The 17505-nt window shown below is 63.5% G+C and carries 18 protein-coding genes and 1 tRNA gene; 7 read left to right on the top strand and 12 right to left on the bottom strand.

Annotated features, from left to right (window positions below):
- The first annotated feature begins 85 nt into the window (after positions 1 to 85).
- Positions 86 to 2014, top strand: coding sequence for a PAS domain S-box protein (locus AC1DXM_RS21815; protein ID WP_477236047.1), 1929 nt, complete (start codon positions 86 to 88; stop codon positions 2012 to 2014).
- 85 nt (positions 2015 to 2099) lie between these two features.
- Here the strand turns inward: AC1DXM_RS21815 and AC1DXM_RS21820 are convergent, their stop codons facing one another.
- The 7 genes from AC1DXM_RS21820 to AC1DXM_RS21850 all read right to left on the bottom strand — a co-directional run bounded on the left by AC1DXM_RS21820 (position 2100) and on the right by AC1DXM_RS21850 (position 7531).
- Complete coding sequence (locus AC1DXM_RS21820) at positions 2100 to 2978, bottom strand: 3-hydroxybutyryl-CoA dehydrogenase (protein WP_352585434.1); 879 nt, start codon at positions 2976 to 2978, stop codon at positions 2100 to 2102.
- Positions 2979 to 3097: 119 nt separating this feature from the next.
- Positions 3098 to 4027, bottom strand: a complete 930-nt coding sequence (locus AC1DXM_RS21825) for an electron transfer flavoprotein subunit alpha/FixB family protein (protein WP_477236050.1) — start codon at positions 4025 to 4027, stop codon at positions 3098 to 3100.
- A gap of 23 nt (positions 4028 to 4050) precedes the next feature.
- Positions 4051 to 4800, bottom strand: a complete 750-nt coding sequence (locus tag AC1DXM_RS21830; protein WP_013892836.1) for an electron transfer flavoprotein subunit beta/FixA family protein — start codon at positions 4798 to 4800, stop codon at positions 4051 to 4053.
- 216 nt (positions 4801 to 5016) lie between these two features.
- Positions 5017 to 5817 (bottom strand): rhomboid family intramembrane serine protease, encoded by an 801-nt coding sequence (locus tag AC1DXM_RS21835; RefSeq protein ID WP_477236052.1) that lies wholly within the window; start codon positions 5815 to 5817, stop codon positions 5017 to 5019.
- Between the two features lie 31 nt (positions 5818 to 5848).
- Positions 5849 to 6430 carry a cob(I)yrinic acid a,c-diamide adenosyltransferase gene (locus AC1DXM_RS21840; protein ID WP_477236054.1) on the bottom strand — a complete coding sequence of 194 codons (582 nt, stop codon included), beginning with the start codon at positions 6428 to 6430 and terminating at the stop codon, positions 5849 to 5851.
- Between the two features lie 19 nt (positions 6431 to 6449).
- Positions 6450 to 6641 (bottom strand): twin transmembrane helix small protein, encoded by a 192-nt coding sequence (locus tag AC1DXM_RS21845; RefSeq protein WP_477236057.1) that lies wholly within the window; start codon positions 6639 to 6641, stop codon positions 6450 to 6452.
- A 23-nt stretch (positions 6642 to 6664) separates the two neighbouring features.
- Complete coding sequence (locus tag AC1DXM_RS21850; RefSeq protein WP_477236059.1) at positions 6665 to 7531, bottom strand: SDR family oxidoreductase; 867 nt, start codon at positions 7529 to 7531, stop codon at positions 6665 to 6667.
- Between the two features lie 60 nt (positions 7532 to 7591).
- Between AC1DXM_RS21850 and AC1DXM_RS21855 the strand changes: the two genes are divergently transcribed.
- Positions 7592 to 8440, top strand: a complete 849-nt coding sequence (locus AC1DXM_RS21855; protein WP_192258267.1) for a YihY/virulence factor BrkB family protein — start codon at positions 7592 to 7594, stop codon at positions 8438 to 8440.
- 115 nt (positions 8441 to 8555) lie between these two features.
- Here AC1DXM_RS21855 and AC1DXM_RS21860 read toward each other — a convergent pair whose 3' ends face one another.
- Positions 8556 to 9452: a DMT family transporter gene (locus AC1DXM_RS21860; protein WP_477236061.1), complete on the bottom strand. Its 897-nt coding sequence runs from the start codon at positions 9450 to 9452 to the stop codon at positions 8556 to 8558.
- A 217-nt stretch (positions 9453 to 9669) separates the two neighbouring features.
- Between AC1DXM_RS21860 and AC1DXM_RS21865 the strand changes: the two genes are divergently transcribed.
- Complete coding sequence (locus AC1DXM_RS21865; RefSeq protein WP_112562263.1) at positions 9670 to 9957, top strand: hypothetical protein; 288 nt, start codon at positions 9670 to 9672, stop codon at positions 9955 to 9957.
- Here the strand turns inward: AC1DXM_RS21865 and gluQRS are convergent, their stop codons facing one another.
- Entirely contained in the window at positions 9958 to 10833 is an 876-nt protein-coding gene (gene gluQRS / locus AC1DXM_RS21870; RefSeq protein ID WP_477236063.1) for a tRNA glutamyl-Q(34) synthetase GluQRS, read from the bottom strand.
- Between the two features lie 75 nt (positions 10834 to 10908).
- On the opposite strand from gluQRS, the gene AC1DXM_RS21875 reads away from it, so the two are divergent.
- Positions 10909 to 11550, top strand: a complete 642-nt coding sequence (locus tag AC1DXM_RS21875; protein ID WP_477236065.1) for a DNA-3-methyladenine glycosylase family protein — start codon at positions 10909 to 10911, stop codon at positions 11548 to 11550.
- Between the two features lie 128 nt (positions 11551 to 11678).
- Entirely contained in the window at positions 11679 to 12236 is a 558-nt protein-coding gene (locus AC1DXM_RS21880; RefSeq protein WP_008874122.1) for an HNH endonuclease, read from the top strand.
- Positions 12237 to 12396: 160 nt separating this feature from the next.
- Here the strand turns inward: AC1DXM_RS21880 and AC1DXM_RS21885 are convergent, their stop codons facing one another.
- Complete coding sequence (locus AC1DXM_RS21885) at positions 12397 to 12915, bottom strand: disulfide bond formation protein B (protein ID WP_477236068.1); 519 nt, start codon at positions 12913 to 12915, stop codon at positions 12397 to 12399.
- Between the two features lie 66 nt (positions 12916 to 12981).
- Complete coding sequence (locus AC1DXM_RS21890) at positions 12982 to 13566, bottom strand: YqaA family protein (protein ID WP_203279172.1); 585 nt, start codon at positions 13564 to 13566, stop codon at positions 12982 to 12984.
- A 276-nt stretch (positions 13567 to 13842) separates the two neighbouring features.
- Between AC1DXM_RS21890 and AC1DXM_RS21895 the strand changes: the two genes are divergently transcribed.
- Together AC1DXM_RS21895 and AC1DXM_RS21900 are read left to right on the top strand one after the other, a co-directional pair.
- A tRNA-Leu gene (locus AC1DXM_RS21895) sits at positions 13843 to 13927 on the top strand.
- Positions 13928 to 14334: 407 nt separating this feature from the next.
- A complete protein-coding gene (locus AC1DXM_RS21900) occupies positions 14335 to 16167 on the top strand; it encodes an adenylate/guanylate cyclase domain-containing protein (protein ID WP_477236070.1) in 1833 nt (610 codons plus the stop codon).
- Positions 16168 to 16283: 116 nt separating this feature from the next.
- Here the strand turns inward: AC1DXM_RS21900 and AC1DXM_RS21905 are convergent, their stop codons facing one another.
- Entirely contained in the window at positions 16284 to 17441 is a 1158-nt protein-coding gene (locus AC1DXM_RS21905; protein ID WP_477236072.1) for a YncE family protein, read from the bottom strand.
- Positions 17442 to 17505: the final 64 nt, after the last annotated feature.

Genomic DNA, 17505 nt, shown 5'->3' on the forward strand with positions numbered 1-17505 from the left:
AGGTTTCCCGCAGAAATGTGTTGCGCACGGGGTGGCATGCACGGTGACGCGATGGAAACGAAAAAGCCTGCGGGCTGACGGTCACGTGGCTTTGGTGCTCGCGGCCGGAGGATTTTGCGCCGCCGTCGTGGCGATGCTGCTGTCGCGGCTCGACGTCAGCGCCGAAGTGCTGAAGCTCTGTCTGCTGATATCGGTGCCGGTCGCCGCCGTTGCGCTGATGCTCGCCGCGCTGTTCATTTACCGGATACTCGACGACCGCCGGCAGATCGCCGAGAGCGAGCAGCGTTTTCGGCGCGCCATGGAGGATTCGGCGATCGGCATCGCCATTGTCGGCCTCGATGGCCGTATCCACGAAACCAATCCGGCCTTCGCCGCCATGCTCGACTACAGCAAGGAAGAGATCGAGGCGCTGACTTTCTTCCAGATCACGCATCCCGACGACCTACAGATCGGCCGTGAGACCATGGACGGCATCCGGGCGGGCACCGTCAACGCCTTCCAGTTCGAAAAGCGTTACCTCAAGAAGGACGGCACGCCGGTGTGGGCCCATCTTGCCGGTTCCATCATTCGCGACGAGAAGAGCGGCCGTCCCCTCTACCTCGTCTCGCAGATCGAGGATATCGACGCGCGCAAGCAATCCGAGGCACGCATAGCCGAGGCTGAAACGCGCTGGAACTTTGCCCTGGCCAGCGCCGGACAAGGCGTCTGGGACCTCGATATGCGCAAGGGCGGCACCACCTATTCCGCCGCCTGGGTGAAGATGCTGGGCTATGCCGAGGGCGAGCTGGACGGCGACCCCGACCGCTGGCTGACGATGATCCATCCCGACGACCGCGAGAATGTGGCCGAGGCCGATCGCGCGCATCTTGAGGGCAAGACACCGTTCTTCGAAGCCGAGTTCAGGATGCGCCATAAGGACGGCCACTGGGTCTGGATCCTCGATCGCGGCAAGACGCTCGAGCGCGACAGCGAAGGCCGGCTGATCCGGGCCATAGGCAGCCTGACCGACATCACCCAGCGCAAGCAGACCGAGGAAAGCCTGATCGTGTCGGCGGCGATGCTGGCAGACGAGAAGGAACGGCTGAGGGTAACGCTGCAGTCGATCGGCGACGCTGTCATCTGCACCGATGCCGCCAACCGCATCACCTTCATGAACCCGGTCGCCGAAAAGCTGACCGGTGTTGCCGGCGCCGAGGCGCTCGGCAAGACGCTTGGCCATGTCTACTGGGCGGTGGATGAGGAGACCGGGCAAAGGATCGGCATGACGCGGCCGGCGCTCGGCGGCTCCACCCCCGCCGACCAGAACAGCCGCGCGGTGCTGATCCGCCGTGACGACACGCGCTGCAGCATTCGCCATGTGGTGTCGCCGATAATGAACGAGCGCCAGGAATTCTGCGGCCTGGTCATCGTCTTCCAGGATTTCACCGATGCGCGCGCCTTGCAGCGCCAGCTCGCCTACGCCGCCGCGCATGACGCGCTGACCGGCCTTGCCAATCGCTCAAGCTTCATCCGCACCATGGAAGAGCTGATCGACCGGAGCCGCAAGGCCGGCTCGGCACCACCGGTGGGCGAGCATCATTTCATGTTCATCGACCTCGACCATTTCAAGCTGGTCAACGACACTGGTGGTCACGCCGCCGGCGACGCCCTGCTGAGGCGGGTTGCCGAGGCTATTCGCGGCGCGCTTGGGCCGGAGGATATCGTCGCCCGGCTCGGCGGCGACGAATTCGCGGTCATCCTGAAATCGGGGTCGAGCGCCGGCGCCAAGATTGCCGCCCGCTCGATCATCGACGCCATCCGCGGCCTGCAGTTCACCTGGGACGGCCGGCCGCATGCGATCGATGCCAGCATCGGTGTGGCGCCGATCCGCGCCGGCGAAGTCGACGAGATCATCGCCCGCGCCGATGCCGCCTGCTATGCGGCCAAGGCCGCCGGTCGCGGCTGTGTTTCCGTGGCGCCTGACGATAACGGGTCAAAGGGCCAAGCCGAGCCGCCGCTCGCGGCAGCGTCCTGACGGCGCTCTAAGCATTTGTTTTTACGCAATTCCAGACGGAAAACCGTTACACACTTTTCCTGGAATTGCTCTAGCGTTCTGATGGTTAGCGCGTCGGAACCGGGTGTTCGCCGCGATAGTCGTAGAAGCCGCGTCCGGTCTTGCGGCCAAGCCAGCCGGCCTCGACATATTTCACCAGCAGCGGGCAGGGGCGATATTTCGAATCCGACAGGCCGTCATGCAGCACCTGCATGATCGACAGGCAGGTGTCGAGGCCGATGAAGTCGGCGAGCTGCAACGGTCCCATCGGATGGTTGGCGCCAAGCTTCATAGCGGTGTCGATGGCGTCGACCGAGCCGACGCCCTCGTAGAGCGTGTAGATCGCCTCGTTGATCATCGGCAGCAGGATGCGGTTGACGATGAAAGCCGGGAAATCCTCGGAGACGGTGATCGTCTTGTCGAGCTGCTTCACATAGTTCTTGGCTGCCTCGAAGGTCTGGTCCTCGGTGGCGATGCCGCGCACCAGTTCGACCAGCTTCATCAACGGCACCGGGTTCATGAAATGTATGCCTATGAACCGCTCGGGACGGTCGGTCTGCGCGGCCAGGCGGGTGATCGAGATGGACGAGGTGTTGGTCGCCAGGATAGCTTCCGGGTTGAGCTGCGGACAGAGCTGGGCATAGATCTTGCGCTTGACCGTCTCGTCCTCGGTCGCCGCTTCGATCACCAGATCGGCACCGGCTAGATCGGCCATGGCGGGAGCCGCCGAAATGCGCGCCATCGCTTCGTTGCGCAGCTTTTCGTCAAGCTTTCCGGAGCCAACCTGACGGGCCATGTTGCCGCTGACGGTGGCAATGCCCTTCTCGATACGGTCGGGCGAGATATCGTAGATCAGCACCTTGAAGCCTGAAAGCGCGGACACATGCGCGATGCCGCCGCCCATCTGGCCGGCGCCAATAATGCCGATCGTCTCGATCTTGGCCATTTGCAGCGATCCCATCGAAAAGGCCTTGGCGGCCTGCTTTTTGTGCAGTGCAAACTAAAAGGGTGGGGCAGCTTCGTCTACCCCACCCTTCACAATTTAATACGCTTTGGCAGAGAGCGTCAAAGCGCCTTTTGCAGCTCCGGGAGGATGACGAACAGGTCGCCGACCAGGCCGTAGTCGGCAACCTGGAAGATCGGCGCCTCTTCGTCCTTGTTGATGGCGACGATGACTTTCGAATCCTTCATGCCGGCAAGGTGCTGGATGGCGCCGGAAATGCCGACGGCAATGTAGAGGTCGGGAGCCACGACCTTGCCGGTCTGGCCGACCTGCCAGTCGTTCGGGGCATAGCCGGCATCGACCGCAGCGCGTGAGGCGCCGACGGCGGCACCGAGCTTGTCGGCGACCGGCAGGATGACTTCCTGGAACTTCTCCGCCGAGCCGAGCGCGCGGCCGCCCGAGATGATGATCTTGGCCGAGGTGAGCTCCGGACGATCGGTCTCCGACAGCTTGTTCTCGACGAAGGTGGACAGGCCTGGATTGGCCGCTGCCTTGACGGTCTCGACCGCGGCCGAACCGCCTTCGGGCGCCGCCTGGAAGGAAGCCGTGCGCACGGTGATCACCTTCTTGGCGTCGCTCGACTGCACCGTCTGGATGGCGTTGCCGGCATAGATCGGACGCTTGAAGGTATCAGGCGAAACCACCTCGATGATTTCCGACACCTGCGCGACATCGAGCAGGGCCGCCACGCGCGGCGCGATGTTCTTGCCCGACGAGGTCGCCGGGGCAATGATGGTGTCGTAGGCGCCGGCCAGCGAGACGACGAGTGCCGCCGTCGGTTCGGCGAGGCGCTCGGCCAGTTCGTCTGCCTCGGCCAGCAGCACCTTGCTGACGCCCTTCAGCTTGGCGGCGGCATCGGCAGCACCCTTGGCGCCCTTGCCGGCAACCAGCACATGCACGTCCGAACCGATCTGCAGGGCAGCCGACAGCGCCTTGGCGGTCTGGTCGGAAAGGCTTGCGTTGTCGTGTTCTGCGATGAGGAGAATGGTCATTTATCTGTTCCTTTCCCGATCGCTTACAAAACGCCGGCTTCGTTCTTGAGCTTGTCGACCAGCTCGGCGACGCTCTTGACCTTGACGCCCGCCTTGCGGCCGCTCGGCTCCTCGGTCTTGATCACCTTGAGGCGCGGCTTGACGTCGGCGCCGTAATCGGCCGGGCTCTTTTCGTCGAGCGGCTTCTTCTTGGCCTTCATGATGTTGGGCAGCGAGGCATAGCGCGGCTGGTTGAGGCGAAGGTCGGCGGTGACGATCGCCGGCATCTTCAGCTCGACCGTCTGCAGGCCGCCATCGACTTCGCGCGTCACCTTGGCCTTGTCGCCGTCGAGCACCACCTTGGAGGCGAAGGTACCCTGTGCCCAGCCGAGCAGGGCGGCCAGCATCTGGCCGGTCTGGTTGGAATCGTCGTCGATCGCCTGCTTGCCGAGGATGACGAGGCCGGGCTGTTCTGCCTCGACAACGCCCTTCAGCACCTTGGCGACGCCCAGCGGCTCGGTCTGTTCGTCGGTCTTGACCAGGATGGCGCGGTCGGCGCCCATGGCGAGCGCGGTGCGCAGGGTTTCCTGCGCCTGCTGCGGGCCGATCGAAACGACGATGATCTCTTCGGCCTTGCCAGCTTCCTTCAGCCGGATCGCCTCTTCCACCGCGATCTCGTCGAACGGGTTCATCGCCATCTTGACGTTGGCGAGTTCCACCGCCGAACCATCAGCCTTCACGCGAACCTTGACGTTCGCATCCACAACCCGCTTCACGGGCACAAGGATCTTCATTTGCCTGTCACCTCTCCTGAGATATTCGGGCGCGCTATAGCAGCGTGCGCCACTGCAGAGTTGTCGAAAGCCGACATTCCTGACTGAATTCCGGCATCACGGAATTCTGGCCGGACGTAATTCTTGTCTTCTGCCGCCTAACGGTGGCGTCCTCCGTAGTTGTGGCAGCGCAACACGTCAATATGCCACGGCAGCGGCCAAACCACTCAAATCGGTTCAGTCCTGACCGGAAGCGCCGCCGCGGCCCCAGCGCGTCGCCGGTTGCGTGGACGCGGGATCGGCTGGCGCCGGCGCGGTGGAAACGGCCGGCTGATCGGCGGGTTGCGGCTCGCCGTCGTCACCGGCAAGCAGCGGCACGCCTCGGCTGCGCATAATCAGCACCAGCACGCCGCCGGCAATGATGCCGCCAATATGGCAGGCCCAGGATATCTGGTTTTCGCCGCCGGCGGCAAACATCACCACCTGGAAGCCGATCCACAGGATCAGCGGGATGAAGGCCGGGATGCGCAGCGGAATGCGGGCGAAGACCAGCACCCACACTTTCACCCGGGGATAGAGGACCAGATAGGCGGCGACGACGCCGGCGATGGCGCCGGAGGCGCCGATCAGCGGCACTTGCGAATCCCAGGCGACGAGCCCCTGGAAAGCGGCTCCGGCGATGGCGCACAGCAAGTAGAAGATGAGGTAGCGGATGTGGCCCAGCGCGTCCTCGACATTGTCGCCGAATACCCACAGGAACAGCATGTTGCCGCCGAGGTGGAAGATATCGGCGTGCAGGAAGGCGTAGGTCAGGTAGCTCAGGCTCTCCGGAATGACGACGAATTCAGGCGAGAGCTCAGCCGTGTTGTGGACCACCGAAGGAATGAAGCCGAGGCCGAGCACGGCTGCGTTGTTGAAATTTTCGCCGCCGATCGTGGTGATAAGAAAGACCAGCGCGTTGGCCGCGATCAGGCCGATCGTCACATATTGCAGACGGATGTGGCGCAGCCTGTTGGTGTCGTAAAGCGGGATGAACATGCCCCAGGCCCTCTCCCGCCTTCGAGAAAATTCAGCGGTTCTTGCCGGGCACCCATAACACGTCGGCATTTCCGTTGTCATTGACCGCACGGGCGGCGACGAACAGAAAGTCGGAGACGCGGTTGATGTATTTCAGCCCCTCGCGGTTGACGTGCTCGGCCGGGTCCTGCGCCAGCGCCACCATGATGCGCTCTGCCCGCCGCGCCACCGTGCGGGCAAGATGAAGGGCCGCGGCCGCCGGCGTGCCCCCGTTGAGCACGAAGGATTTCAGCGGCTTAAGCTCTTTGTTGAGGAGGTCGATGTCTTTTTCGACGCGGTCGGTCTGCGAGGCGATGATGCGCAGCGGCTCGTAGTCGAGCGGCTTGCCGTCGTCGGGCACGGCGAGATCGGCGCCGAGGTCGAACAGGTCGTTCTGGATGCGGTTGAGCATCGCATCGATCGCGGGATGGCTTGCCGCAGTGTGCAGGCGGGCGATGCCGATGCAGGCATTGGCTTCATCGACGGTTCCATAAGCATCGACGCGCAGGTCGGATTTCAGCCTGCGTTCACCGGTGCCGAGGCCGGTGGTGCCGTCATCGCCGGTGCGGGTGTAGATTTTGTTGAGCTTGACCACGTCGCCTCCCGAACGGCCGTCACTTGCGGGTGAAATACACCACCAGCAGGATCAGCGCCAAGGCCACGGCCTGCAATAGCACACGGGCCTGCATCAGCTTGTTGGAGGTGACGCCGTCGCCGCCGCGCATCATGTTGATGAGGCCGCGGACCAGCACGATCAAGACCGCGGCCATGGCCACAAGGGCGAGGATTTTGAAGACGGTGACCATCTAGCGGCTCCAGTTCGTTTCGCTCAGGCGCGCCTGGCAAGCACGCGGTAGAGCATCGATGCCGGCAGGATGCGCTTGAGCATGACGCCGATTCTGGCCGGCACTGTTACCACATAGTGTGGGCGCGGGCGCCGCGACAGAAGCGCATGGCGCAAGGCCGCATAGACCACCTCCGGCCCCGGTTTCAGCCGCGATGAGCTGCCTCCGGCCCGAAGCCGCGCCAGTTGCGCCGCATAGGCGACGTGGTGGACGGAATTCTCGTGGTCGATGTTTTTCAAAAACCAGAACAGCCCGTTGCTGGCGATCTTCGACGTCACCGGTCCCGGTTCGATCAGTGAGACATGGACGCCGCTGCCGCTGAGTTCCTGCTGCATGCACAGCATCAGGCCTTCGAGCGCGTGCTTGGAGGCCGCATAGGCGCCTCGAAAGGGCACCGGCGCCAGGCCGAGGATCGAGGAGCAATGGACCAGGCGACCATGGCCCTGGCGGCGCATCACCGGCACGATGCGTTGGGTCAGGTCATGCCAGCCGAAGAAATTGGCCTCGAACTGCTCGCGCAATGCCGAAACCGGCAGGTCTTCTACGGCGCCGGGCTGTGCATGGGCGCCGTTGTTGAACAGGGCGTCGAGGCGTCCGCCTGTCCGCTCCAGCACCGATGCCGCAAGGGCGGCGATGGAGTCAGGCTCACGGTAGTCGAGATAAAAGGCCTCGATGCCCTCGGCCTCGAGCGCGGCGATGTCTTCAGGCTTCCGCGCCGTTGCAAACACGCGCCAGCCATCCGCCTTCAGCGCCCGCGCGCAATAGGCGCCTATTCCGGAAGAGGCACCGGTGACAATGATGGTGCGCAATTCTTTCGCCGGCGGGATCGTGGTTTGAGCAAGGGTTGCCATTTGCCACAATCCCTTCCCATATTCGCGGCGTCGAGACAATCGAAGGGAACGCGGCTCTTGATGCGGAATATCGTCGTGCTGCGCCGCGTGCTCTATGACGCGCTTGGCCATTTCAACACCGACGACGGCTGGGCGATGGCCAGCCATTTGGCGATCACCTCGCTGATGGCGCTGTTTCCGTTCCTGATCTTTGCCACAACGCTGGCGAGCTTCCTCGGCGCGCAGGCCTTCGCCGATACGGCCGTGCACCTGGTCTTCGACACCTGGCCCGAGCAGATTGCCAAGCCGATCGCGCGCGAGGTGCTCAACGTGCTGACCGTGCGGCGCACCGATCTTTTGACCTATGGCGTGCTCCTTGCCGCCTATTTCGCCTCCAACGGCATCGAGGCACTGCGCACCTCGCTCAACCGCGCCTACCGCGTCGCCGAAACACGGGGCATCATCTACCGCCGGGTGCAGAGCATCATCTTCGTGCTGATCGCCACGGCCGGCTTCCTCGCGATCAGCGTGCTTCTAGTGTTCGCGCCGCTGCTCGCGCGGCTCGCCGAAGCCCATATCGAATGGATCAAGCCCTATATGGGCACGATCACGCTGTGGCGGTTCATCATCGCCTCGACCGTCATTGTCGGCGGGCTGTTTGCCGTTCATTTCTGGCTGCCGGCGGGCAAGCGCCGCCTCGTCTCGATCGTACCGGGCATCCTGTTCACGCTTGCCGCATGGCTTGTCGGCTCAACCGTCTTTGCCACCTATCTCGATCACTTCTCGTCCTATGTCACGACCTATGCCGGGCTGGCGTCGATCATGATCGCGGTGGTTTTCCTGTACATGTTATCGGCGATCTTCATCCTCGGCGGCGAACTCAACGCCGCGATCAGCCGCTATCTTGAAGCGAGGGCGCGGGTCGGATGAGAGAGGAATTGGAGAATTGAGGAATTGAAGAACTGACGAACTGAGGAAAAAAGGGCCATATCTGGCCCTGCGTGTTTTTTTCTCCAATTCTCCAATTCTCCAATTCTCCAATTCTTCAGTTCCTCAATTCCCCAGTTTTTCCGTTGGCCGGCCGGGCCGTGGCCAGCCCGACGCCTAATGTCGCGATGGCCATGCCGACTATCTGCACGAGGCTGAGCTGTTCGCCGAACAGCGCCCAGGCGATCACAGCCGTGACGGCCGGAACCAGGTAGAACAGCGACGCGACCTTGGACATCTCGCCGTCGCGGATCATCACCATCAACAGGAAGATGGCACCGATCGACAGCACCAGCACCAGCCAGGCCATGGCAAAGATCAGCTCGCCATTGATGACGACCGTATGCGTCTCGAAGGCAAGCGAGGCCAGAATCATCAGCGCGCCGCCGCCGACATATTGCCACATCGTCGCCGCTACCAAGTCGCCGCCCGACGCATAGCGCTTCTGCCAGATGGTGCCGGCGCTCATGCCCAGCACAGAGACGAGCGAAGCGACCAGCGTTTCCGGCGTGACGCCGCCACCGAGCGCGCCGAGCTTCGGCCACAGCACGATGACGACACCTATGAGGCCAACCGCGAGGCCGGCCCAGTGGCGTGGCAGGATGGCCTCGCCGAGGAACTTGCCGGCAAGCACCGCCGTGATCAGCGGCTGCAGGCCGACGATCAGCGCCGAAAGCCCGGCCGGCATACCTCGGTGGATCGCCCAGAACACCGCGCCGAGATAGACGCCATGCATGAGGATGCCGGCGACGGTGGCGTGAAGCGCTTCGGCCCTTGTGGCTCGCTTCGAGCCAAGCACGAGCATCAGGCCGGCGAGCAGCAAGGCTGCAATGACAAAGCGGGCCGCCAGGAAAGTGAAGGGTTCCGCCCATGGCATGGCATAACGCGCACCGATGAAGCCGGTCGCCCACAGGACGACGAAGGAGGCGGGGATGAACCGCTTGAGACTGTGCATTTTGGGGGAAGCCGTTTCCGGGGGGAGGCCGATTGAGTGAAGAGACAAATACGGCAATTGCTCTAATGCGGTTCAATCCGGCAAGCAAAGCGAAACAATTGATACATAAGCTCATGAGAATGTAAGGGGTGGCCGAATTCAAAGGGCGGCGTCAGGGCAATCGGCTTCTGTCGACCGATCCGGCGACACGGCGTTTCGGCTTCGACAGGGAGCGCGCATGCTGTTGCATCTCGACACAAGCTGGCTGCTGATGACGGTTGCCAGCGTGGCCGTGTTCGGCTTCTTCTTCGGCTCAGCGCTCGATGCCATCATGCAGGAGGACGGTTTTGGGTCGACCGGCAACACGTTGCTGTTCACGCTTGGCTTTTTCGTCGCGATCATGGTCGCGAACGAGCATGGCATCGTCCTTAGAGATCTGAAGCTCGCGGTTGCCTGGGGACTGGGCGGCGCCTTCGCGTTTATCGCCGCGTTGGCGCTGCTAAAGGCGGGGCTGGCCCGCCTTTAGCTAGAGTCCGACCAGCCGACGGACATCGTCCGGTGAAGCGCCTGCCTGCCTGAGTGCGGCAAGCCCGGTATCGCCAAGGCTCTTCGACAATTTGCGCCCATCCGGTCCAAGCACGAGACGGTGGTGGAAATAGTCCGGCTGGGCCAGCCCGAGCAGTTCCTGCAGCAGACGCTGGATGCCGGTCGCGGCATAGAGGTCGCGGCCGCGCACGACATGGCTGATGCCTTGCAGCGCGTCGTCGACGACGACGGCCAAGTGATAACTGGTTGGGGTGTCGCGGCGCGCCAGGATGACGTCGCCCCAGTCCTGCGGACGCGCCTCGACTGCACGCGTCGCCGACAGCGTCTCGTCGGTGAGCTCGCGCCAGGACAAATTCGTGCCGACCCGTGCCTGTGCCGCTTCGACGTCGAGGCGCCAGGCGAAGGGCGCATTGTCGGCGATCCGCTGGTTGCGTTCGCTGATCGGCAGCGCCTTGTCGGCGGCGGGATAGAGCGGCACGCCGTCCGGGTCGCGCGGCCAGTCGCGGCCGCGCCTTTCGCTGTCGGCGATAAAAGCCCTGATCTCGCCACGGCTCATGAAGGCGGGGTAGACGAGCTCTTCGCGGATCAACCGGTCGAGCACGGCCTGATAGTCGGCGAAATGCTCGGCCTGGCGGCGCACCGGTCGTTCCCATTCGAGGCCGAGCCATGCGAGGTCGCGAAAAATGCCGGCCTCGAATTCCGGCGTGCAGCGCGTCGTGTCGATGTCCTCGATGCGCAGCAGCAGGCGGCCGCCGGCAGCGCGCGCCAGTTGCTGGTTGAGCAGCGCTGAATAGGCATGGCCGAGATGCAGTTCGCCATTCGGGCTCGGCGCGAAGCGAAATGTCAGGAGCGTCATGTCTCAGGCGGCTTGTCGGTTGTGCAGCGGTTTTGCCAATTGCTACTTTGCTGCTCATCGGCGGACAAGGATACCATGCAACGCATCGCGACACTGGACGACATAGCGCGGGGGCTGGATGCGCTTTGCACAATCGATCCGCGGCTGGAAAAGGTGCGCGGCATGGCCGGCGACGTGCCGTTGCGGCTGTCCGAACCCGGCTTCCGGAGCCTCGCCTCGATCATCGTCTCACAGCAGGTCTCTCGCGCGAGCGCCGATGCCATTTTCGGCCGACTGGTCAAACTGGTCGATCCGCTGACGCCGCAGGCGATCCTTGCTTCCGGCGAGGACATGTTTCGCGAGGCCGGGCTGTCGCGGCCGAAGCAGCGCGGCCTGATCGCGGTGGCCCAGGCCGTGGCCGACGGGCTCGACCTGCGCCACCTCTGTTCGCTCGATGCCGAGGAGGCGATCGCGGCGATGACAGCGGTGCCGGGCATCGGCCCGTGGACGGCGGAAGTCTATCTTCTGTTCGCCGCCGGCCACCCCGATATTTTCCCCGCGCGCGATGTTGCGCTGCAGAGCGCGGTCGGCCATGCGCTGGGCATCGAGCCGCGTCCGCCGGAGAAAACACTGATCGCGCTGGCCGAATCATGGAGCCCGTGGCGAGGTGTCGCATCGCGGCTTTTCTGGTCCTATTATCGCGAAACCAGGGGCAGGGACGCCGCGCCACCGGCCTGAAACCGCAAAAAAGCATGAAAATCATGCATTTTTGCCGCTTTTGGCGAGCGACAATCCGCTTCACATCCCTGTCATGTCGGGCTTACAGTATCCGCGCCGATCGGTTCTAGAACGAGGAGGTCAACAAGGTGACGGTTGCCGTATCTCCGGATGGGCTTCCCGCGCTGGTGCTGAATGCGGATTACCGTCCGCTCAGCTATTACCCCTTGTCACTCTGGTCCTGGCAGGACGCCATCAAGGCGGTGTTCCTCGACCGGGTCAACATCGTCGCCGAATACGAGCATGCGGTGTCTTCGCCGACCTTCTCGATGAAGCTGCCCAGCGTCGTCAGCCTGAAGGCCTATGTGAAGCCGTCGCGGCACCCGGCGTTCACCCGCTTCAACGTCTTCCTGCGCGACCGCTTCCAGTGCCAGTATTGCGGCACGCCCGAGGATCTGACCTTCGATCACGTCATCCCGCGCCATCGGGGCGGGGCGACGACATGGGAGAATGTCGTTGCCGCCTGCTCGCCCTGCAATCTCAGGAAGGGCGGCATGATGCCGGCGCACGCCAAGATGTGGCCGCTGCAGAAGCCCTACCAGCCGACCGTGCACGATCTGCACAACAATGGCCGGCTGTTCCCGCCCAACCATCTGCATGAAAGCTGGATGGATTATCTCTACTGGGATGTCGAACTGGAGCCCTGAGATCGTTCGAGAATTCGGGAGGCTGGCCGCCTGAAGCGATCGTCTGCGCTTCCGATGTTCGCGTACTTGAGTACGCTCCGCTTCGGTTCTCGACAATCATTCCATACGACTCAGCCTGCCGAATTCTGTGAACGATCTCGCGTGGGCGTCTGGCGCTTGACTAATCGCGAACCATTGCGCCGCGGAAGGCGACGGCGGCGAGGATGAAGCTGGCGATGGCGTTCCAGCCGGCCAGCGACAGGCCGAGGATACGAAGTGCTGCCTTGTCGCAGGACGGCGGCACGAATTTGTCGAGCGCGTCGAGCACGCCCTTGCCGCCGGTGTCGACCGGCCCTGCGCCCGCGGTGCAATCGGTCGGGCCTGCCCACCACGCCCATTCGACGCCGGAATGGTAGACGCCGAGATAGAGGCCGTAGAGCATCAGCAGGCCACCGATGGCCAGCAGGCCGCGCGTCAGCCAGGCCGGCGCGCTGAGCATCGAGGCGATCACCGCCAGAAGCATCAGCGGCGCGCCGATGTAATAGGGCGTGCGCTGCTCCAGGCAGAGATGGCAGGGGATGTAGCCGCCTAGGTGCTGGAAGGCGAGCGCGGAGCCGACCGTGGCGGCCATGGCGACGGCGAGAAACAAAGCCGTGCGCGTCCGCTGGCGTCCGGTATCGGCATTCATGGTCGCTGTCATGGGTCTTCGTCCGTTGAATTCGCCGTCGGCCGGCATAGTCCTGAAAACACCGCCCGCCGTGGGTGGTTAGAATGCGTATTTGACCACGATATAGAGCGAAATCAGGGCGGCGGCGCCGGCGCCGACGATCAATCCCAAACGCTTCTCGATGAATTCCTTGATCTCCTCGCCATAGCGGCGCAGCAGCCAGGCGAGAAGCAGGAAGCGAGCGCCGCGCGCCAGGATGGCCGAGACGATGAAGACAACAAGATTGACGTGAAGCGCCCCGGCCAGAATGGTGACCACCTTCATCGGCGGCAGGTGGGCGGCACCGGATGTGACGAGCAGCACCAGCATCAGCCCGGTGCCGGACGACTGCCACCTCTCAAACGTGTCGAGGCCGCCGAAGTGCTCCAGCATCGGCCGTGCTATCGTGTCGTAGGCATAGTAACCGATCAGCCAGCCGGCAATGCCGCCCAGCACGGACGCAACAGTGGCGGTCAGCGCGTAGCGATAGGCGCGTTCGGGCCGCGCCAATGCCATGGGCAGGTACAAGACGTCGGCAGGTATGAAAAACACCGAGCTTTCGACGAAGGCGATGAAGGCCAGCCACCATTCGGCGGATTTGCGGGCCGCCAGCGACAAGGTCCAGTCGTAAAGTCCGCGAAGCATCGGCTCTCCTGATGCAGGTCGCCCAAACTGCGCAGCGGCTTCGGGACAACGGCATGCACAAACAATGATCGAAGCGCGCCACGTCGATCTCTCAGGCCGGGGCGCGCTTTCACTCGCGGCCTGTCTAGAAAGATTTTCTGCGCCGCACAATGGCAGGAGCTACACGAAACCGAAAGGCGGGCTTTTGCCGCAAGCAGGGCAGGGCGACGCATTTGGCCAGTTGACGAACAGGCCTCCAGCCGTATAGTCCGCGCCCATCCAGGCCCTCAGGCCTGAGCCCCTATGGCGGAATTGGTAGACGCGCTCGACTCAAAATCGAGTTCCGCAAGGAGTGCTGGTTCGATTCCGGCTAGGGGCACCAATTCTCTCCTGGAAATGCTTTATTTCCAGTGTTGGCACCCACTGTAAGGGGTCGCGTCTAGCCTGTGCCTTGGCCGACAGGGCGAAGGCATCAGTCATCGGATTGACCAGTCCCGCTTAGCCAACTCGCCGACCTCACCACCCTCTAAGCACAAGCGTCTGGGGTGATGCCTGATACAAAAGCACCGCCACGGTGACGTCAGCCGGTTACACAGGGCGGGAAATATCTCCAGCCTTCTGGGAGTGGCGTATCTGCGTCCCCAGAGACTGCGTGAGCGTGTCGTCGGTTGGCTGTTAGCGCCTCGACTGGAACGCTCCACGCCTGGCAAGCGCATAGCGAAATCTCGTGAAGGCAACGTCAAGCTGCGTTCTCCGTTCTGTATCGGCGACCGGCGGAGACTGGGAGAGATGGATACGATGCAGGTGAGGCGTCAGGAAGTTGGCCGGACATGGACGCGGGGCGGCCCGGGTGCAGGCGCTTTGCCGAGCGGCGCGATGACCACGCAGCGCCACCTCGCAGCGATCATGGCTTGCGACGTGGTCGGCTATTCGCGCCTGACGGAGCGCGACGAGCGCGGCACGCTCGAGCGGCTGAAGATCTACCGCAAGGACCTCCTCGAGCCGCTGGTCTCCGAGCACCAGGGTCGGATCGTCAAGCTCACCGGCGATGGCATGCTGTGCGAGTTCGCGAGCGTCGTTAACGCGGTGACCTCGGCGATGGCGATCCAGCAGGCCCTGGCAGAGCACGAGGCGGAGACGCCCGAGGAAGAACGGATTCGCTTCCGCATCGGCGTCAATCTCGGCGACGTGGTCTGCGAGGAGGACGGCGACCTTTACGGCGACGGGGTCAACATCGCCGCCCGCCTCGAAAGCATCGCCGATCCCGGCACCGTGATCGTCTCGGGCACGGCCTACGACCACCTTCAGGGCAAGCTCGACTTCGGCTTCACACCGCTCGGCGAATTGCGCCTCAAGAACATCGAGCGGCCTGTGCGCGCCTATCGTGTCGAGACCGACGCCAGCGCTTCGGTGGCTGCGCCGCCTCCCCTGCCCGAGAAACCCTCGATCGCGGTTCTGCCATTCACCAACATGAGCGGAGACCCCGACCAGGAATACTTTGCCGATGGGCTGGTAGAGGACATCATCACGGGATTGAGCCGTGTGAACTCCTTCTTCGTGATCGCCCGAAACTCGTCCTTCACCTACAAGGGCCGGGCGGTGGACCTGCGCCAGGTTGGGCGCGAGCTGGGCGTCCGCTACGTGCTCGAAGGCAGCATCCGCAGAGCAGGATCGCGGGTGCGCATCAGTGGGCAGCTGGTGGATGCGATCAGCGGACACCATGTCTGGGCCGACCGCTTCGAGGGCGACGTGAGGGACATCTTCGACCTGCAGGACAAGGTGACCGAGAGCGTCGTCGGCGCTGTTGAGCCGAGCATCCGGCTGGAGCAGATCAAGCAGGCGCGCATGAAGCCGACGGACTACATCAGCGCCTACGACCTCTATCTTCGCGCGCTGCCGCGTTTCTACAGCATGACGCGCGAAGGCTTTGCCGACGTGCGCCGGCTCACCAACGAGGCGCTTAGCATCGACCCTGGCTTCAACCTGGCAAAGGGGCTCGGCGCCTATATCCGCAGCGTATCCGTGAGCCAGTGCTGGCATGAGCCCGACGATGGCCGGGTCGCCGTGCGCATGGCGCGCGAGGTACTGGCGGAAGCGCGCGACGACCCCACCAGCCTACGCTTCGCCGCGCAGGTGCTCGCCTACAGCGCGAAGGACTACGAGATGGCGTTGGGCACGATCGAACGATCCCTGTTGCTCAACCCCAATTCGGCGCAGGGCCATACGAGCAGCGGCTGGGTGAACGCACATTCCAGCCGCCCGCTCGTTGCGATCGAGCACTTTCACAAGGCAATGCGGCTGAGCCCGGTCGACCCAGAGAAGGGCATCGCGCTCTCCGGCATCGGGATGAGCTACCTGATGCTCGAGCGCTATGAGGAAGCGCTGGCATGGGGAGCACGCGCACTGCAAGAGATGCCGAACTACGGCACCTCGCACCGGGTGGTGATTATGGCGCTGGTCAAACTCAACCGGCTGGACGAGGCGCAGGCGGCGGCGCGGCTTCTGATGGAGGCGTTCCCGACCTACACGCTCGCCCTGCAGAGACAGATCAACCCGTGGCGGGACAAGGTGTTCGCCGAGCGTTACGTCGAGGCGCTGGGCATCGCCGGCGTGCCGGAGTGATCGTCGCGGTTGCAATGATGCCCTGTCCTGCGCGTCACTTGTTCCGCTTTTTGTAGGTGCTCGATTTCATGTGTTTCTGGTCCGGCTAAGAGCACTATTTTTCCCGTAGACGCACCCTACCGCATATTCCCGGTATGACCCTGCGAATACCGTCCCGGCTGCGGCCAGACTGTCAGGCCGTGCGGCTCGGCGCCGACGCGGAATTTGGTGACCGCGCCGGATGTCGTGTCGATCATGTAGGCGGCACTGTCGAAGCGGCCGGACAGCCATAATTGTTTGCCGTCGGCGCTGACATTGCCCATGTCGGGGCTGCCGCCGCCGGGGATCGGCCATTGCGCGACGACCGCGCGGGTGGCGAAGTCGATCACGGTCACGCTGCCCGGTCCCTTTGCCTTGCCCTGCTCCATTTTGTGTGAGCCGCGATTCGAGACATAGAGCCGCTTGCCGTCGCGGCTGACGACGAAGCCATGGGCGCCGATGCCGGTCGGGATAAAGCCGATCTCCTTGAAACTGTCGCCGTCGACCAGGAACACACCGTCATTCATCATGTCGGCGACGTAGAACACCTTGCCGTCGGGCGAGAGCCTGATGTCTTGCGGCATGCCCATTTTCGAGAAGTCGAGATGGCCGAGCACCTTCTGGTTCTTCAGGTCGATCTTGGTCAGCCCGCCATTGCCGTATTCGCAGGTGAAGATCGCATAGGAGCCATCGACCGAGAAATCGGCGTGGTTGATGCCGGGGCAGTTGGGCGTGGGCAGGCTCGACTTCAGCGCCATGGTGTGGGGGTCGCGGAAATCGAGTTGCTCCAGGGCTTCGTCGACGACGATGGCAGCACTACCGTCCGGCATGAAATACAAATTGTAGGGATCGTCCACGGCGATCTGCGGGCCGGGCTTGCCGGCCATCGGGTCGATCGGCGTCAGGCTGCCATTCTTGCCGGTGCCATTGTTGGCGACCCAGAGCGTCTTCAGGTCCCACGAGGGCACGACGTGCTGCGGTTTGCTGCCGACGGAGAACCTGTCGATTTCCTTCAGGGTCATGGTGTCGATCACCGTGACGCTGTTGGAGGAGCGGTTCGGCACATAGACGCGCGGCAGCGCGCCCAGCGTGGCCGGGCCGAGATGGCCGGCGCCGGTATGGCTGTAGATGTTGATGGGCGGCGCGGGCTCGCTGCAATCCTCGGGACAGCTATCGGCCCAGGCCCGGACAGGCAGCAGCGCAAGCAGCAGCAAGGCCGCACGGGTACTGGCGTGACGCAAAAAGGTTCTGATCATTAGGATGGCTTGTCGTGAAGGCCGGCCGAAATTGCCGGCGCGACCCATAGCTTGGGTTTTGCCG

It is taken from the genome of Mesorhizobium sp. P3_A2 (assembly GCF_056403115.1).

Coding starts and splice junctions, on each gene's coding strand:
- AC1DXM_RS21820 (WP_352585434.1), bottom strand. CDS start 2,978: ATGGCCAAGATCGAGACGATCGGCATTATTGGCGCCGGCCAGATGGGC.
- AC1DXM_RS21890 (WP_203279172.1), bottom strand. CDS start 13,566: ATGCTTCGCGGACTTTACGACTGGACCTTGTCGCTGGCGGCCCGCAAA.
- AC1DXM_RS21885 (WP_477236068.1), bottom strand. CDS start 12,915: ATGACAGCGACCATGAATGCCGATACCGGACGCCAGCGGACGCGCACG.
- AC1DXM_RS21865 (WP_112562263.1), top strand. CDS start 9,670: ATGCTGTTGCATCTCGACACAAGCTGGCTGCTGATGACGGTTGCCAGC.
- AC1DXM_RS21835 (WP_477236052.1), bottom strand. CDS start 5,817: ATGTTCATCCCGCTTTACGACACCAACAGGCTGCGCCACATCCGTCTG.
- AC1DXM_RS21825 (WP_477236050.1), bottom strand. CDS start 4,027: ATGACCATTCTCCTCATCGCAGAACACGACAACGCAAGCCTTTCCGAC.
- AC1DXM_RS21830 (WP_013892836.1), bottom strand. CDS start 4,800: ATGAAGATCCTTGTGCCCGTGAAGCGGGTTGTGGATGCGAACGTCAAG.
- gluQRS (WP_477236063.1), bottom strand. CDS start 10,833: ATGACGCTCCTGACATTTCGCTTCGCGCCGAGCCCGAATGGCGAACTG.
- AC1DXM_RS21875 (WP_477236065.1), top strand. CDS start 10,909: ATGCAACGCATCGCGACACTGGACGACATAGCGCGGGGGCTGGATGCG.
- AC1DXM_RS21900 (WP_477236070.1), top strand. CDS start 14,335: ATGGATACGATGCAGGTGAGGCGTCAGGAAGTTGGCCGGACATGGACG.
- AC1DXM_RS21845 (WP_477236057.1), bottom strand. CDS start 6,641: ATGGTCACCGTCTTCAAAATCCTCGCCCTTGTGGCCATGGCCGCGGTC.
- AC1DXM_RS21850 (WP_477236059.1), bottom strand. CDS start 7,531: ATGGCAACCCTTGCTCAAACCACGATCCCGCCGGCGAAAGAATTGCGC.
- AC1DXM_RS21905 (WP_477236072.1), bottom strand. CDS start 17,441: ATGATCAGAACCTTTTTGCGTCACGCCAGTACCCGTGCGGCCTTGCTG.
- AC1DXM_RS21860 (WP_477236061.1), bottom strand. CDS start 9,452: ATGCACAGTCTCAAGCGGTTCATCCCCGCCTCCTTCGTCGTCCTGTGG.
- AC1DXM_RS21855 (WP_192258267.1), top strand. CDS start 7,592: ATGCGGAATATCGTCGTGCTGCGCCGCGTGCTCTATGACGCGCTTGGC.